Raw genomic sequence first — 15,485 nt, 5'->3', positions numbered from 1 at the left:
CGTCGGGGGTTGGTTAAATGTTAAACGGCGATTGACTATACTTACGCCATTAAGGTAAAACACAACGTTTCATTCGACGTCGGGATAAGGCACAATGCCCGACCGCGATGATCTCCCCACAGGCTTTGGGCCTGTTGGGGAACGTGGCGATTCTGGTTAACAAAAGCGGTGCACTATGCAAGTTTTCATTATGCGTCACGGTGACGCAGCTCTTGATGCCGCCAGCGATGCGGTTCGTCCCTTAACCCTCTGTGGGTGTGACGAATCCCGTCAAATGGCGACCTGGTTAAAAGGTCAAAAGGTGGATATCGAGCGTGTTCTTGTCAGCCCCTATCTGCGTGCCGGGCAGACGCTGGATGTGGTCCGGGAAGTGTTTACTTTGCCGGAAAACGTCGATGTCCTGCCGGAGTTGACGCCCTGCGGCGATGTACGAATGGTCGGTGCCGACCTTCAGACGCTGGCGGACGAAGGCGTTAAATCGGTGCTGGTGATTTCTCACCTCCCGTTAGTCGGCTACCTGGTTTCAGAACTTTGCCCGGAAGAAACGCCGCCAATGTTCTCAACCTCCGCCATCGCCAGCGTAACGCTGGATCCGCAAACCGATAAGGGCGTGTTTAACTGGCAGATGAGCCCCTGCAATCTGAAAATGGCGAAAGCCAGTAATGGGTAAACGTCAAAAAGCCGCGTAAAGCGGCTTTTTTGTTTTTAAGGCAGTTCCGGCGGCCTGAACTCTTCCACCTCTATCAGCACCAGCAAAGCGGCATCGCCGCCATACTCTTTCGATGCCTGATGAAACGCCACCACATGCGGATGCTGAGCCAGCCACAGCGGGGTTTGCTGCTTCAGAATGTGTTTGCCGTGGCCGTGCATCACGCAGGCGCAAAACACGTGCTCGCGCCGACAGGCGGCAATCAGCGCGCCTAATTCCTGCTTGGCCTGAAGCTGGGTCAGACCGTGTAAATCGAGGAACAGCTCCGGCGAGTAGTCGCCGCGCCGTAATTTCTTCAGCTCAAAATGGCTGGTGCCTTCGCGCACGTAGCGCACCGGGCCTTCCGCCGCCAGCAGCGGCTGGAACTCATCGGAAAAATAGTGGCTGGCGTCCACCTGCTCCTGGATCAGGCGCTTAACCGGCACGTCATTCGCTTTTTTACGCTGCGGGCGGTGGACAATGGTGTCCTGCTTAATTTTACGGGTGCCGCGCATCAGTTCCCGGAACAGCGTCTGGTCCTCCTCGTTAAGCGAATTTTTCTTTTTCATTCTCTTCTCCGTCATTCTTATCCCAGGCAGTGTACCTGACTCCCGGGCGAGTGCTAAATAAAACGCGTTTTCACGCTGGCACAGAAGGGGGAATGCTGATTTATCGCCGCTATCGTGGCAAACTAGCCGCCGTGTTTAACGCGTCGCGCGCGCCGGAGGAATAGTGGATAAAATTTTCGTCGATGAAGCAGTCAATGAACTGCATACCATTCAGGATATGCTGCGCTGGTCAGTCAGCCGTTTTAGCGCGGCGGGCATCTGGTATGGTCATGGCACCGATAACCCGTGGGATGAGGCGGTACAACTGGTGCTTCCATCGCTTTATCTGCCGCTGGATATTCCTGAAGATATGCGCACCGCGCGCTTAACCTCCAGCGAACGCCACCGCATTGTCGAGCGCGTGATCCGCCGGGTCAACGAACGTATCCCGGTCGCCTATTTGACCAATAAAGCCTGGTTCTGCGGTCATGAGTTTTATGTTGATGAGCGCGTGCTGGTGCCGCGTTCGCCGATTGGCGAGCTGATCAACAACCGTTTCGCTGGGCTGTTCGACGGCCAGCCTGAACATATTCTGGATATGTGTACCGGCAGCGGCTGTATCGCGATTGCCTGCGCGTATGCCTTCCCGGAGGCTGAAGTGGACGCGGTGGATATTTCCGCCGACGCGCTGGCGGTCACCGAGCACAACATTGAAGAGCATGGCCTGATCCATCACGTCACGCCAATCCGCTCCGACCTGTTCCGCGATCTGCCAAAAGTGCAGTACGACATTATCGTCACCAACCCGCCGTATGTGGATGAGGAAGATATGTCCGACCTGCCAAATGAGTATCGCCACGAGCCGGCGCTGGGGCTGGCGGCGGGCAGCGACGGCCTGAAACTGGCGCGCCGCATCCTGGCTTGCTCCCCGGACTACCTGTCCGACCAGGGGATTCTGATTTGTGAAGTGGGTAACAGCATGGTACATCTGATGGAGCAATATCCGGATGTGCCGTTCACCTGGCTGGAGTTTGATAACGGCGGTGACGGCGTCTTCATGCTGACCAAAGCGCAGCTGATCGCGGCGCGCGAGCACTTCAGCATTTATAAAGATTAATCCAACGGGCTGCGGCCCGTTTCACATCGCTCAAAAACACAACAACGACAACGGAGCCGTGATGGCAGGAAACAGTATTGGACAATTCTTCCGTGTGACCACCTTCGGGGAATCGCACGGCGTGGCGCTGGGTTGCATCGTCGATGGCGTACCGCCCGGCATCCCGCTGACCGAAGCCGATCTTCAGCACGATCTCGACCGCCGCCGTCCCGGCACCTCGCGCTATACCACCCAGCGCCGCGAGCCGGACCAGGTGAAAATTCTCTCTGGCGTGTTTGAGGGCGTCACCACCGGCACCAGTATTGGCCTGCTGATTGAGAACACCGATCAGCGCTCCCAGGATTACAGCGCCATTAAAGACGTGTTCCGTCCGGGGCACGCGGATTACACCTACGAACAGAAATATGGCCTGCGCGATTATCGCGGCGGCGGACGTTCATCCGCCCGTGAAACCGCCATGCGCGTCGCGGCAGGCGCGATTGCCAAAAAATATATGGCGCAGAAATTCGGTGTGGTGATTCGTGGCTGCCTGACCCAGATGGGCGACATTCCGCTGGAAATCAAAGACTGGGATCAGGTGGAACAGAACCCGTTCTTCTGCCCGGACCCGGATAAAATCGAGGCGCTGGATGAGCTGATGCGCGCCCTGAAAAAAGAGGGCGACTCCATCGGCGCGAAAGTGACTGTGGTGGCCGACAGTGTGCCCGCCGGGCTTGGCGAGCCAGTCTTTGACCGCCTGGACGCCGATATCGCCCACGCGCTGATGAGCATTAACGCCGTGAAGGGCGTGGAAATCGGCGACGGTTTCGGCGTGGTGCAACTGCGCGGCAGCCAGAACCGCGACGAAATCACCAAAGACGGTTTTCAAAGCAACCACGCGGGCGGCGTGCTGGGCGGCATCAGCAGCGGCCAGCAAATTGTGGCGCATATGGCGCTGAAACCCACTTCCAGCATTATGGTGCCGGGGCGCACGGTAAACCGTTTCGGCGAAGAAGTGGAAATGGTCACCCGTGGGCGTCACGATCCCTGCGTCGGGATCCGCGCCGTGCCGATCGCCGAAGCGATGCTGGCGATTGTATTAATGGATCACCTGCTGCGTCAGCGCGCGCAAAACGCCGACGTCAGCACCACGCTCCCCCGTTGGTAAACAGTATGAAACGTTCCCTTATCGCCCTGGCGGCGCTGCTGGCGAGTTGCGCCACGCTGGCCGCCACGCCCTGGCAGAAAGTGCCTAACCCGATCCCTGGCGCGCCGCAGTCTATCGGCGCGTTCTCTAACGGTTGCATCGTGGGGGCGCAGGCGCTGCCGCTGGCCTCCGATCACTATCAGGTGATGCGTACCGATCAGCGCCGCTATTTCGGCCACCCGGAGCTGGTGAATTTCATCCAGCGCTTTAGTTCCCAGGTGAACGACTTAGGTATGGGAACGGTGCTGGTGGGCGATATGGGTATGGCCGCAGGCGGGCGCTTCGCCACCGGACACGCCAGCCATCAAACCGGGCTGGACGTGGATATCTTCCTGCAACTGCCGAAAACCCGCTGGACCGCTGCGCAACTGTTGCGCCCGCAGGCGCTGGATCTGGTTGCGCCCAACGGGAAAACGGTGGTGGCGAGCCGCTGGAGCCCGCAGATCTATAACATGATCAAGCTGGCGGCGCTGGATGACGAAGTGACGCGCATTTTCGTCAACCCGGCGATCAAGCAGCAGCTGTGTCTGGACGCGGGCACCAACCGCGACTGGCTCAATAAAGTGCGTCCGTGGTTTGCCCATCGCGCCCATATGCATGTCCGCCTGCGCTGCCCGGCGGATAGCCTTGAATGTATCGAGCAAGCGCCGCCGCCGCCGGGTGATGGCTGTGGCGAAGAGTTGCAAAGCTGGTTCAAACCGGCGAAACCGGGTAGTCAATCAACTGAGAAGAAAACGCCTCCGCCACCACCGCCTTCCTGTCAGGCTCTGCTGGATGAACACGTACTTTAAGGATTAATTCGTGGATCTGTTTATGCTTTCCCCGCTGGTGATGGTGGGTCTGTTCTTCATCGCCATGCTCGCGGGGTTTATCGATGCGCTGGCGGGTGGGGGCGGATTGCTCACTATCCCGGCGCTGCTGGCGACGGGGATGTCGCCCGCTCAGGCGTTAGCCACCAATAAACTTCAGGCCTGCGGCGGTTCGCTCTCCGCTTCGATCTATTTTATTCGCCGTAAAGTGGTGAACCTGAAGGATCAAAAGCTCAATATCCTGATGACCTTTATCGGCTCCACCAGCGGCGCGCTGCTGGTGCAGTTCGTGAAGTCAGACATTTTGCGCCAGATCCTGCCGATCCTGGTGATCGGGATTGGTCTTTACTTTCTGTTAATGCCTAAGCTGGGTGAAGAGGATCGGCAACGCCGCCTGTATGGCCTGCCGTTTGCCCTGGTGGCGGGCGGCTGCGTCGGTTTTTACGACGGCTTCTTCGGCCCTGGCGCAGGTTCGTTTTACGCGTTGGCGTTTGTCACGCTATGTGGGTTTAATCTGGCGAAATCCACCGCTCATGCCAAAGTTCTCAACGCCACGTCGAACGTTGGCGGGCTGTTGCTGTTTATCATTGGCGGAAAAGTGGTGTGGGCCACCGGGTTTCTGATGATGGCCGGCCAGTTTATAGGGGCGCGGTTAGGTTCACGTCTGGTGCTCAGCAAAGGCCAGCAGCTTATCCGTCCGATGATTGTGATTGTTTCCGCTGTGATGAGCGCCAAACTACTGTTCGACAGCCATGGCGCGGCGCTCCTTCAGTGGCTTGGGATACATTAATGAGCACTGCACACCATTATCAGCAACTGGTCGATATTTTCGAAAGCTGCTTTTTTAACGAATTTAATACCCGTCTGATTAAAGGCGACGACGAACCGATCTATCTTCCGGCAGACGCGGATGCCCCGTATCACCGGATTGTGTTTGCCCACGGCTTTTACGCCAGCGCGCTGCATGAAATTTCCCACTGGTGCATCGCCGGGAAAGCGCGCCGCGAGCAGGTGGATTTTGGCTACTGGTATTGCCCGGACGGGCGTGACGCCCAGACCCAGTGCCAGTTTGAAGATGTAGAGATCAAACCTCAGGCGCTGGACTGGCTGTTTTGCGAAGCGGCGGGCTTCCCGTTCAACGTCAGCTGCGACAACCTGGAAGGGGACTTCGAACCGGATCGCATTGCGTTTCAGCGCCGGGTTCACGCCCAGGTAATGACGTGGCTGGAGCAGGGCATCCCGGCGCGTCCGGCCCGGTTTATCGCCGCGCTTCAGGACTATTACCAGACGCCGCCGCTGACGGCGGACCGTTTTCCGTGGCCAGAAGACCTGTCCTGAGCCATGCTTTTTGTAGTTGAACCACATGATATGACGGGTAATTGAGGAAAGACGATGATCGCAGCATTCGAAGCACGCATTCTGGCGTTGATTGATGACATGGTTGAACATGCCAGTGATGACGAGCTGTTCGCCAGCGGCTACCTGCGCGGGCACCTGACGCTTGCCGTGGCGGAACTGGAAGGGGGCGACGATCACTCTGCCGAAGCCCTGCACCACAAAGTTACGGAAAGCCTGCAAAAAGCCATTGGCGCAGGCGAACTGACCCCGCGCGACCAGGCGCTGGTGTCCGGCATGTGGCAATCGCTGTTCGAGAAAGCCCAGGCCAACTAATCCGCTCCCTTGATGCCATCCTTTCCCGGGATGGCATGTCGCTCTCCCTGCTTTTGCTGACTTTTTATCTGCTTAGCGCTGCGCTACCCCTTTGCGTGACTTCACCGAGACCCTGCCGGAAAGGTTGCAACCGGTTTGCCTTGTTAAGGTGATCTTGTTAACAAACTGAAACAAAGAGCGATCGCAGGGCGGCTTTTCCCGGGTTGTGAGGTTGTTAAATTGTGCGGATTGTTCTAGAAACAAATTGTAATGTTCTGGTCGCTCCTCATACCTCATATAACATGGAAAACATGATGAACAACTCAGGGAAATACCTCCTCTGGGCAGTGCTCTCTGTAGTGGGCGCATTTGCTTTGGGATACATCGCTCTGAACCGGGGAGAGCAGATTAACGCGCTGTGGATTGTGGTTGCCGCAGTCTGTGTTTATCTGATCGCTTACCGTTTCTACGGGCTGTTTATTGCTAAACGGGTTCTGGTCGTTGACTCAACGCGTATGACGCCTGCGGTGCGTCATAACGATGGTCTGGACTATGTGCCTACCGATAAAAAAGTGCTGTTCGGCCACCACTTTGCGGCCATCGCCGGGGCAGGTCCGCTGGTCGGCCCGGTGCTGGCTGCGCAAATGGGCTATCTGCCGGGCATGCTGTGGATCCTCGCTGGCGTGGTGATTGCCGGTGCCGTGCAGGACTTTATGGTGCTGTTTGTCTCTACCCGCCGCGATGGTCGTTCCCTTGGTGAGCTGGTGAAAGAGGAGATGGGCAACACTGCCGGGGTGATCGCGCTGATCGCCTGTTTCATGATCATGGTGATTATCCTCGCGGTACTGGCGATGATCGTGGTGAAAGCGCTGACCCACAGCCCGTGGGGCACCTACACCGTGGCCTTTACCATTCCGCTGGCGCTGTTTATGGGCGTCTACATTCGCTATCTGCGCCCGGGGCGCATCGGCGAAGTGTCGGTGATTGGTCTGGTGCTGCTGATTTTCGCGATTATTTCCGGCGGCTGGGTGGCGGAAAGCCCGACCTGGGCTCCGTACTTCGACTTTACCGGCGTACAGCTAACCTGGATGCTGGTAGGCTACGGCTTTGTGGCGGCGGTACTGCCGGTATGGCTGCTGCTCGCGCCGCGTGACTACCTGTCGACGTTCCTGAAAATCGGCACCATCGTCGGGCTGGCTATCGGCATCCTGATTATGCGTCCGACCCTGACCATGCCGTCGATCACTAAGTTTATCGACGGGACCGGTCCGGTCTGGTCCGGCGACATGTTCCCGTTCCTGTTTATCACCATCGCCTGTGGCGCGGTGTCAGGTTTCCACGCGTTGATCTCCTCCGGCACCACGCCGAAAATGCTGGCTAACGAAAATCAGGCCTGCCTGATTGGCTACGGCGGCATGCTGATGGAATCGTTTGTGGCGATCATGGCGCTGGTGGCGGCATGCGTCATCGACCCGGGCGTGTACTTCGCCATGAACAGCCCGATGGCGGTGCTGGCTCCGGCGGGCACCACCGACGTGGTGGCCTCTGCGGCGCAAGTGGTCAGCGGTTGGGGCTTCCAGATCACCCCGGACACCCTGACGCAAATCGCTAACGAAGTGGGCGAGCAATCAATTATCTCCCGTGCGGGCGGCGCGCCGACCCTGGCGGTGGGGATGGCGTATATTCTGCACGGCGCGCTGGGCGGCCTGATGGATGTCTCCTTCTGGTACCACTTCGCAATCCTGTTCGAAGCGCTGTTTATCCTGACGGCGGTGGATGCCGGTACCCGTGCCGCGCGCTTTATGTTGCAGGATCTGCTGGGCGTGATCTCCCCGGGCCTGAAGCGTACCGACTCGCTGCCGGCCAATATCCTGGCGACAGCGCTGTGCGTACTGGCGTGGGGTTACTTCCTGCATCAGGGCGTGGTTGACCCGCTGGGCGGCATCAATACCCTGTGGCCGCTGTTTGGTATTGCCAACCAGATGCTGGCAGGGATGGCGCTGATGCTCTGCGCGGTGGTCCTGTTCAAGATGAAACGCCAACGCTACGCATGGGTTGCGCTGGTGCCTACCGCATGGCTGCTGATTTGCACCATGACGGCGGGCTGGCAGAAAGCGTTTAGCCCGGATGCCAAAGTCGGCTTCCTGGCTATCGCTAACAAATTCCAGACGATGATCGACAGCGGCAACATCCCGGCGCAGTACACTCAGGCACAGCTGGCTCGCCTGGTGTTTAACAACCGTCTGGATGCGGGCCTGACTATCTTCTTTATGGTGGTCGTAGTCGTGATTGCGCTGTTCTCCATTAAGACGGCGTTGGCGGCGCTGAAAGTCGATAAGCCCACCGCGAAAGAGGTGCCTTACGAGCCGATGCCGGAAAACTATCAGGATATCGTGACCCAGGCGAAAAGCGCCCACTAACGGTTGAATGAGGGTTAAGTAATCGACTCCCCGGCTTAACGGCTGGGGAGTTTTTGGCGTTAAATACAGGAGGAGACGGTATGTTTGATACCTTAGCCAAAGCCGGTAAATATCTGGGCCAGGCGGCGAAATTAATGGTCGGCGTACCGGATTACGATAACTATGTTCAGCACATCCGGCTTAATCATCCCGATCAAACGCCGATGACCTATGAAGAGTTTTTCCGCGAACGCCAGGACGCGCGCTACGGCGGGAAAGGCGGAGCCCGCTGCTGTTAAGGAAACGAGATGAACGATGTTGTCGCAGTGACCCTGTTAACCGGATTTTTAGGGGCCGGTAAAACCACTCTGATTAACCATTTTCTCACCCACCACGCCGACGCGTCGGTGGCGATTCTGGAAAACGAATTCGGCGCGGTGAATATTGACGGCGCGCTGCTGCGCGGCGGCGATAACGTTAACGTGGTCGAACTGTCCAACGGCTGCGTCTGTTGCAGCGTGCGCGGTGAATTTACCGCCGCGCTGACTGAACTGCTGGCCCAGCGCCAGCGCGGCGAACTCACCTTTGATCGGCTGATTGTTGAAACCACCGGCCTTGCCGACCCGGCGCCGATTATCCAGACCTTTTTTGTTGAAGAGGCGCTGCGTGAGGCGCTACGGCTGGACGCGGTGATTACCCTGGCGGATTGCCACCATATTTCCCGCCAACTGGATGAGCACCCGGTTGCCGCCTCGCAGTTGGGTTTTGCCGATCGCATTTTGCTGACCAAAGCGGATACCTGTGACGAACAGCAGCACAGCGAGGCGCTGGCGCGCATCCACCAGATCAACAACAAAGCCGAGATCTACCAGATCGAAAACGGCGTCTGCCCGGCGGATCTGTGGCTGGATATCAACGCGTTTGAACTGAGCGACGCCAACAGCCTGACCAAAGGCTTCCACGCCATCCGCCCAGCCGATCAATCCGCGCCGCGCTTTACGCCGTTTAAAGAAACCAAACGCTCCTGGGATGACGCTATTCAAGCGCATGTGTTTGAAGCGGGCTGGATGGATTTGCATAAGGCCGGAGCGTTTATGGAGCAGTGCGTGGAGCGCTACGGCAATGACATGCTGCGCTATAAAGGGGTGCTGGCGATTGCCGGAAACCCCCAACGCCTGATTGTCCAGGGCGTGCATAAAGTCGTAGGTTTTGATTACGGTTCACCCTGGCGTGAGGATGAAACGCCCCGGTCGCGGCTGGTGATTATCGGGCGCTATCTGCCGATTGATGAGCTGCGCGCGGCGTTCGCGCAGGCTACTGCGTAAACAGCGGCGGATGCGTTAAACCGCATCCGCCGTTGCCTTTATTTAATGGAATTCACCGCTTTTCCTTTCAGCAATTTTCGCACCCACAGCCGGTTTGGATTAAGCGCCGCCAGCGTCGAACCGTCCATGGGCAGCGGCTCATCGCACATCTGTGCGGCGAGGATTTCCGCCGCCAGCGGGGCGCTGCACAGCCCGCGCGAGCCTAACGCGCCCAGCATAAACAGATTCGGATGCACCGGCGCGGCAGGCACCTTTTCCGGCATGTCACTGGTGCGAGATAATAACGCGTACTGTTCCAGCAGGGCCGGGTAATCGGCAACGTTACCCACCATCGGCATATGATCGCGCGTGGCGCAGCGCACCCCGACCCGCGCCTCGCCCGCACTCACATCCACCTCGCGCGGCCAGGCGTGATCCGGGAAACAGTCGATCAACCGCTGGCGGTTATGCTGCTGGTCATCCTCGCTGTACTGCGCGTTCTCCATCCCGCGATGATAGCTGGCGCCAATGCAGTGATGCTGGTTTTGCGGGTTTACTGGCGTCAGGTAGCCGTCATAGCACAGCACCTGACGCAGCGCTGACAGCAGCGGCGAAGTGGGGATATGGCTCACCTGGCCCGCCACCGCGTATACCGGTTGCATCGCGGTTTGCTCAAACTGATTCAGTTTGCTGCCGTTGGCTAATACCACCGCGTCATGCGCGGCCTGCTGCCCGTCGGCGCAGATCACCTGCCAGCGCTCATCATGCAGAAGTTGCTTAACGGCACGGCGATAATGCACCGTTAAGCCCTGCTGTTCGGCCAGAGTCATCGCCCCCGCCGTGAGCTGCGCCGGGCACAGCCAACCGCCGAGCGGGTATTCAATCCCCCCACAACCGGTCTCAACGCCGCTGCGGGCCAGTACCGCGTGCGCATCCACGCCGCGCGCTACGTTTTCCGGCAGATCCAGCGCCAGCATTTCTGCGATTTTCGCGGCGCTTTTTTCATCCCAACCCAGCTGTGTGACGCCGCACCAGTCATGATCGAATGCAACAGGCAGCGCGTCATACAGGCGACGGGCGAAGCTAAAGGCCGCCGGGAAAAAGCGCGTCAGCGCAGGATTGCTGTGGCTGATTAGCGGGTACAGCGCCCCCTGACGGTTGCCGGATGCGCCCTGCGCCGGGGCATCGTCCTCGCAATACAGCGTCACCTGCTTACCGCGCCGCAGCAAGGCTAACGCCAGTAAAACGCTGGCGACGCCGCCGCCGACTATCGCCACGTCATCCCCTTGCGCGGCCTGACGCTGATACCAGGGCGTCAGCGAACGCGCGGGCAGGGCGTTTTCCAGCACGCCGGTGAGCATTTCGCGCTTACGGCCAAAGCCCTTGCTTTTCTGCATGGTGAACCCGGCGTCCTGCAACCCGCGGCGCACAAAACCGGCGGAAGTAAAGGTCGCAAGCGTAGCGCCGGGCCAGGCCAGCCGCGCCATGGCGTTAAACAGCTGCGGCGTCCACATATCCGGGTTTTTGGCCGGCGCGAAACCGTCAAGAAACCATGCGTCTACCTGGCCCTGGAGCGCGTCATCTAACTCGGGGATCAGGTCATTGACATCGCCCAGCCACAAATCCAGCGTCACGCGTCCGTTATCGAACAGCAGGCGCTGGCAGCCCGGCAGCAGCGGCGGCCACTGACGATGCAGTTTTTCCGCCCAGGGCGCCAGTTGCGGCCACGCGGCGTGGGCGCGCGCTAAATCCTCCACCTGAAGCGGGAATTTTTCGAAGCTGACAAAGTGCAGCCGGTTCAGCGTCGCGTCGGGATGGTTGGTGCAAAACGCGTCAAACGCCTGCCAGAGCGTAAGAAAATTGAGCCCGGTGCCGAAGCCGGTTTCCGCCACGGTAAACAGCGTGCGCGGGTGCTGCGCAAAGCGCGCCGGCAACTGATTCCCACCTAAAAAGACGTAGCGGGTCTCTTCCAGACCGTTGTCATTGGAAAAGTAAACGTCGTCAAAATCTCGGGAAACAGGTGTACCCTCATTATTGAAGTCAAGGGTGGCAGGTTTGATGGTGGAAGGTTTCACGTAAGTTACTCGTCTGACAGGCAGTGGCACGATCTTAGCGATGTGGGGCGGGCGGCGCAAATTTACCGGCAAATCGTCTGATCGGACTTGTTCGGCGTACAACTGTACGCTATTGTGCCACTCGACTCTTATTATTCGTGCTACTGACAGAGGTATTAAATGAAACGTGCAGTGATTACTGGCCTGGGTATCGTATCCAGCATCGGTAATAACCAGCAGGAAGTCCTGGCATCCCTTCGTGAAGGGCGCTCAGGTATTACTTTCTCTCAAGAGCTGAAAGATTCTGGTATGCGTAGCCACGTGTGGGGCAACGTAAAACTGGACACCACCGGTCTGATTGACCGCAAAGTGGTGCGCTTTATGAGCGATGCGTCGATTTATGCATACCTCTCGATGGAGCAGGCCATTCAGGATGCCGGTCTTTCTGACGAAGCCTACCAGAACAACCCGCGCGTGGGTCTGATCGCCGGTTCCGGCGGCGGCTCTCCGCGTTACCAGGTGTTCGGCGCCGACGCAATGCGCAGCCCGCGCGGCCTGAAAGCGGTCGGCCCGTATGTGGTTACCAAATCTATGGCATCCGGTGTGTCCGCCTGCCTGGCGACCCCGTTTAAAATCCACGGCGTGAACTACTCCATCAGCTCCGCCTGCGCCACTTCCGCGCACTGCATCGGCAACGCGGTTGAGCAGATCCAACTGGGCAAACAGGACATTGTGTTTGCTGGCGGCGGCGAAGAGCTGTGCTGGGAAATGGCCTGTGAGTTCGACGCCATGGGCGCGCTGTCGACCAAATACAACGAGACCCCGGACAAAGCGTCCCGTACCTATGACACCGACCGCGACGGTTTCGTGATCGCAGGCGGCGGCGGTATGGTGGTGGTCGAAGAGCTGGAACACGCGCTGGCGCGTGGCGCGCGCATCTATGCGGAAATCGTCGGTTACGGCGCGACCTCTGATGGCGCAGACATGGTGGCGCCGTCTGGCGAAGGCGCAGTGCGTTGCATGCAGATGGCGATGCACGGCGTTGACACTCCGATCGACTACCTGAACACCCACGGGACTTCCACGCCGGTTGGCGATGTGAAAGAACTGGGCGCCATCCGCGAAGTGTTCGGCGATAAATCCCCGGCGCTGTCCGCCACCAAAGCCATGACCGGTCACTCTCTGGGTGCGGCAGGCGTGCAGGAAGCCATTTACTCCCTGCTGATGTTGGAACACGGCTTTATCGCCCCGAGCATCAACATTGAGAATCTGGATCCGCAGGCGGAAGGGCTGAACGTCATCACCGAAACCACCGAGCGTGAACTCACTACCGTGATGTCCAACAGCTTCGGCTTCGGCGGCACCAACGCCACGCTGGTGATGCGCAAGTACAAGGCGTAATCGCAGCGACAGAAAAAAAGGGCCTCTTTTGGCCCTTTTTGCATTTCTGAACGGTGGCTACAGCACCATCAACATCACCACAATCGCCACCACCAGCGCGAACAGCGCCAGGCCCGGACGGGCGGAAAGCTGGCGCAGCGGCTCCATCAACGCCGGGAACAGCGGGCTGTAAATCGGCTGGATATCGCGGGTTTCCAGCGGCGACGCGATATTGTTAACCCGCAGGGCGAACACCTGATTTAACACATCCTGGATTTGCGCCGTGGTCAGCACCGTCTGCGGCGTGGCCTGCCAGCGCTGCTGGGTGTAATCGACAATCTCCTGCCATTCGTGCGACGCCATCGGCTGGCGCAGGGCGGTTTGCAGGGAAATCAGCGTCGGCGCCGCCTGCTGTACTAACGTCTGGCGCGCCTGTAGCCAGGTATTCAGCGGGGCGAAATGCTTAGCCGGGATCAGTTCGCCGGTTTTAACGCCTGCCAGTTCCAGCATCGACTGCCAAATCAGCTTCGGCGATTCGCCGGTAGCGGCGGCCAGTTTGATCACCTGTTGGTTGAGCGTATTGTGTTCGGCGGGCAATAGCGGGCGCTCGGTCGCCGGGCGCTGCTGCGGCTGCGGAATAGCCATCTGGCCCTTTTGCAGCAGCACCAGCACACTCTTTAACTGCTCGGGTGACAGTTGGCTCAGGGCGGTCTGGCCGAACTGCTGGCGAATATAATCGCTCGCCGCCTGGCGGTTGTTGCCGACGTTCAGCAGCTCGGTCAGTTGCGACAGCAATTGCCTGCCGGAATGGGTGCTTTCCGCGCTGGTCAGGCGTTGATGAAGATTTTGCTCGGCGGCGGGAAAATGGCGCGACTGCAACGGCATCTCTTGTTTCAGGCCCAGGTCGTGGCGCAGGCTGGCCCAGACTTCGCTGCTCTGCTGCTGCGTCAGCGCGATGATGCGGGTAATCAGCCGCTCAAGCTGGGTGCGCTGTTGGGAGGAGAGCGGGAGTTCACCGGCAGTGGTCTGCGGGGAGGGAGGCTCTCCCGGAGGGCGGGCGGGTGCGCCCTGGACTGGTTGCATCATAGTAAATCCTGACTTCGCCTTCGTTCGCGGTTATACCGTGTGTAACAGAGGGCGAGATTATGGCACACTTACCGCCCATCTCCCGCACATTAACAGGTACTGTAACGTGAAAATTCTCGTTGATGAAAATATGCCTTATGCCCGCGAACTGTTTGCCCGTCTGGGCGAGGTCAAAGCGGTGCCGGGGCGGCCGATTCCGGTGGCCGAACTGGATGATGCCGATGCGTTGATGGTGCGTTCGGTGACCAAAGTCAACGGTCAGTTGCTGGACGGTAAAGGTGTCCGCTTCGTCGGCACCGCGACGGCAGGCACCGATCACGTCGATCAGGATTATTTACACCAGGCGGGGATCGCGTTTTCCGCGGCGCCCGGCTGTAATGCCATTGCCGTCGTGGAGTATGTGTTTTCCGCGCTGTTGATGCTGGCGGAGCGTGACGGATTCGAACTGACCGACCGCACCGTGGGTATTGTCGGCGTCGGCAACGTCGGCGGGCGCTTGCACAAGCGCCTGGAAGCGCTGGGCGTGCGCACGCTATTGTGCGATCCGCCGCGCGCCGATAACGGCGAACCGGGCGATTTCCAGCCGCTGGATAAACTGGTTGAGGAAGCCGATATCCTCACCTTCCACACCCCGCTGTACAAAGATGGCCCGTACAAAACCTGGCATCTGGCGGATGAAGCGCTGATCTCGCGCCTCAAACCGGGGACGATTTTGATCAACGCTTGCCGTGGCGCGGTGGTGGATAACGCCGCGCTGCTGAAATGCCTCGACGCCGGGCAGAAACTCAGCACCGTGCTGGACGTCTGGGAGCCGGAGCCGGATCTCAACGTGGCGCTGCTGGATAAAGTTGATATCGGCACCGCGCATATCGCCGGTTACACCCTTGAAGGCAAAGCGCGCGGCACCACCCAGGTGTTTGAAGCCTATAGCGCGTTTATCGGCAAGCCGCAGCAGATCGCGCTGGACTCGCTGCTGCCCGCGCCGGAGTTTGGCCGCATTACCCTGCATGGCCCGTTAGATCAGCCGACGCTGAAAAGACTGGTGCATCTGGTGTATGATGTGCGCCGCGATGACGCGCCGCTGCGTAAAGTGGCTGGCGTACCGGGCGAGTTCGATAAGCTGCGTAAGCACTATCTTGAGCGCCGCGAATGGTCGTCCCTGTTTATTCAGTGTGATGACGCGGCGGCGGCGAAGCTGCTCTCTGCGCTCGGGTTTAACGCCGTACACCATTCGGCGCGTTAATCATCTTCTTTTCGTTCCCTG

15 protein-coding genes are annotated in these 15,485 nt (G+C 58.9%); 12 read left to right on the top strand and 3 right to left on the bottom strand.

The features are described from left to right. The first annotated feature begins 175 nt into the window (after nucleotides 1–175). Entirely contained in the window at nucleotides 176–670 is a 495-nt protein-coding gene (sixA, locus tag FHW74_RS04560; RefSeq protein WP_125291496.1) for a phosphohistidine phosphatase SixA, read from the top strand. Between the two features lie 35 nt (nucleotides 671–705). Here sixA and smrB read toward each other — a convergent pair whose 3' ends face one another. Then, complete coding sequence (gene smrB, locus FHW74_RS04555; RefSeq protein ID WP_161660524.1) at nucleotides 706–1,257, bottom strand: endonuclease SmrB; 552 nt, start codon at nucleotides 1,255–1,257, stop codon at nucleotides 706–708. Between the two features lie 163 nt (nucleotides 1,258–1,420). Between smrB and prmB the strand changes: the two genes are divergently transcribed. The 9 genes from prmB (at nucleotide 1,421) to FHW74_RS04510 (ending at nucleotide 9,722) form a co-directional block, all read left to right on the top strand. Further along, complete coding sequence (prmB, locus tag FHW74_RS04550; protein WP_183169341.1) at nucleotides 1,421–2,353, top strand: 50S ribosomal protein L3 N(5)-glutamine methyltransferase; 933 nt, start codon at nucleotides 1,421–1,423, stop codon at nucleotides 2,351–2,353. 61 nt (nucleotides 2,354–2,414) lie between these two features. After that, nucleotides 2,415–3,500: a chorismate synthase gene (gene aroC / locus FHW74_RS04545; protein WP_183169340.1), complete on the top strand. Its 1,086-nt coding sequence runs from the start codon at nucleotides 2,415–2,417 to the stop codon at nucleotides 3,498–3,500. A 5-nt stretch (nucleotides 3,501–3,505) separates the two neighbouring features. Then, the gene (gene mepA / locus FHW74_RS04540) at nucleotides 3,506–4,330 is read left to right on the top strand and encodes a penicillin-insensitive murein endopeptidase (protein ID WP_183169339.1); all 825 of its coding nucleotides are present in this window, start codon (nucleotides 3,506–3,508) and stop codon (nucleotides 4,328–4,330) included. A 22-nt stretch (nucleotides 4,331–4,352) separates the two neighbouring features. After that, nucleotides 4,353–5,138: a sulfite exporter TauE/SafE family protein gene (locus FHW74_RS04535; RefSeq protein WP_161660600.1), complete on the top strand. Its 786-nt coding sequence runs from the start codon at nucleotides 4,353–4,355 to the stop codon at nucleotides 5,136–5,138. After that, a complete protein-coding gene (locus FHW74_RS04530; protein ID WP_183169338.1) occupies nucleotides 5,138–5,686 on the top strand; it encodes an elongation factor P hydroxylase in 549 nt (182 codons plus the stop codon). The genes FHW74_RS04535 and FHW74_RS04530 overlap by 1 nt, the downstream gene beginning before the upstream one ends. Nucleotides 5,687–5,740: 54 nt before the next feature. Beyond that, nucleotides 5,741–6,019: a YfcL family protein gene (locus FHW74_RS04525; RefSeq protein WP_183169337.1), complete on the top strand. Its 279-nt coding sequence runs from the start codon at nucleotides 5,741–5,743 to the stop codon at nucleotides 6,017–6,019. A gap of 293 nt (nucleotides 6,020–6,312) precedes the next feature. Then, on the top strand, nucleotides 6,313–8,418 hold the full coding sequence (gene cstA, locus FHW74_RS04520) for a pyruvate/proton symporter CstA (protein ID WP_183169444.1): 2,106 nt from the start codon (nucleotides 6,313–6,315) through the stop codon (nucleotides 8,416–8,418). An 80-nt stretch (nucleotides 8,419–8,498) separates the two neighbouring features. Continuing rightward, the gene (locus FHW74_RS04515; protein ID WP_002463504.1) at nucleotides 8,499–8,696 is read left to right on the top strand and encodes a YbdD/YjiX family protein; all 198 of its coding nucleotides are present in this window, start codon (nucleotides 8,499–8,501) and stop codon (nucleotides 8,694–8,696) included. Nucleotides 8,697–8,705: 9 nt separating this feature from the next. Next, the gene (locus FHW74_RS04510) at nucleotides 8,706–9,722 is read left to right on the top strand and encodes a GTP-binding protein (RefSeq protein ID WP_183169336.1); all 1,017 of its coding nucleotides are present in this window, start codon (nucleotides 8,706–8,708) and stop codon (nucleotides 9,720–9,722) included. A 38-nt stretch (nucleotides 9,723–9,760) separates the two neighbouring features. Here the strand turns inward: FHW74_RS04510 and mnmC are convergent, their stop codons facing one another. Further along, nucleotides 9,761–11,776, bottom strand: coding sequence for a bifunctional tRNA (5-methylaminomethyl-2-thiouridine)(34)-methyltransferase MnmD/FAD-dependent 5-carboxymethylaminomethyl-2-thiouridine(34) oxidoreductase MnmC (gene mnmC / locus FHW74_RS04505; protein WP_183169335.1), 2,016 nt, complete (start codon nucleotides 11,774–11,776; stop codon nucleotides 9,761–9,763). Between the two features lie 159 nt (nucleotides 11,777–11,935). Here mnmC and fabB point away from each other — a divergent pair, with 159 nt between their 5' ends. Further along, nucleotides 11,936–13,156, top strand: coding sequence for a beta-ketoacyl-ACP synthase I (gene fabB, locus FHW74_RS04500; RefSeq protein ID WP_183169334.1), 1,221 nt, complete (start codon nucleotides 11,936–11,938; stop codon nucleotides 13,154–13,156). Between the two features lie 57 nt (nucleotides 13,157–13,213). Here fabB and flk read toward each other — a convergent pair whose 3' ends face one another. Next, nucleotides 13,214–14,218 (bottom strand): flagella biosynthesis regulator Flk, encoded by a 1,005-nt coding sequence (flk, locus tag FHW74_RS04495; RefSeq protein WP_183169443.1) that lies wholly within the window; start codon nucleotides 14,216–14,218, stop codon nucleotides 13,214–13,216. Nucleotides 14,219–14,327: 109 nt separating this feature from the next. On the opposite strand from flk, the gene pdxB reads away from it, so the two are divergent. After that, nucleotides 14,328–15,464, top strand: a complete 1,137-nt coding sequence (gene pdxB / locus FHW74_RS04490; protein ID WP_183169333.1) for a 4-phosphoerythronate dehydrogenase PdxB — start codon at nucleotides 14,328–14,330, stop codon at nucleotides 15,462–15,464. Nucleotides 15,465–15,485: the final 21 nt, after the last annotated feature.

It is taken from the genome of Atlantibacter sp. RC6, assembly GCF_014193285.1.
GTDB lineage: Bacteria > Pseudomonadota > Gammaproteobacteria > Enterobacterales > Enterobacteriaceae > Atlantibacter.
The sequence above is the reverse complement of the archived record's forward strand: the minus strand, read 5'-3'. Positions and strand labels throughout refer to the sequence as shown.

What these genes read in the sequence shown, in the direction of transcription:
- FHW74_RS04510 (WP_183169336.1), top strand. Translation starts at nt 8,706, where the DNA reads ATGAACGATGTTGTCGCAGTGACCCTGTTAACCGGATTTTTAGGGGCC.
- FHW74_RS04530 (WP_183169338.1), top strand. Translation starts at nt 5,138, where the DNA reads ATGAGCACTGCACACCATTATCAGCAACTGGTCGATATTTTCGAAAGC.
- FHW74_RS04525 (WP_183169337.1), top strand. Translation starts at nt 5,741, where the DNA reads ATGATCGCAGCATTCGAAGCACGCATTCTGGCGTTGATTGATGACATG.
- FHW74_RS04535 (WP_161660600.1), top strand. Translation starts at nt 4,353, where the DNA reads ATGCTTTCCCCGCTGGTGATGGTGGGTCTGTTCTTCATCGCCATGCTC.
- aroC (WP_183169340.1), top strand. Translation starts at nt 2,415, where the DNA reads ATGGCAGGAAACAGTATTGGACAATTCTTCCGTGTGACCACCTTCGGG.
- FHW74_RS04515 (WP_002463504.1), top strand. Translation starts at nt 8,499, where the DNA reads ATGTTTGATACCTTAGCCAAAGCCGGTAAATATCTGGGCCAGGCGGCG.
- smrB (WP_161660524.1), bottom strand. Translation starts at nt 1,257, where the DNA reads ATGAAAAAGAAAAATTCGCTTAACGAGGAGGACCAGACGCTGTTCCGG.
- mepA (WP_183169339.1), top strand. Translation starts at nt 3,506, where the DNA reads ATGAAACGTTCCCTTATCGCCCTGGCGGCGCTGCTGGCGAGTTGCGCC.
- cstA (WP_183169444.1), top strand. Translation starts at nt 6,313, where the DNA reads ATGAACAACTCAGGGAAATACCTCCTCTGGGCAGTGCTCTCTGTAGTG.
- flk (WP_183169443.1), bottom strand. Translation starts at nt 14,218, where the DNA reads ATGCAACCAGTCCAGGGCGCACCCGCCCGCCCTCCGGGAGAGCCTCCC.
- sixA (WP_125291496.1), top strand. Translation starts at nt 176, where the DNA reads ATGCAAGTTTTCATTATGCGTCACGGTGACGCAGCTCTTGATGCCGCC.
- fabB (WP_183169334.1), top strand. Translation starts at nt 11,936, where the DNA reads ATGAAACGTGCAGTGATTACTGGCCTGGGTATCGTATCCAGCATCGGT.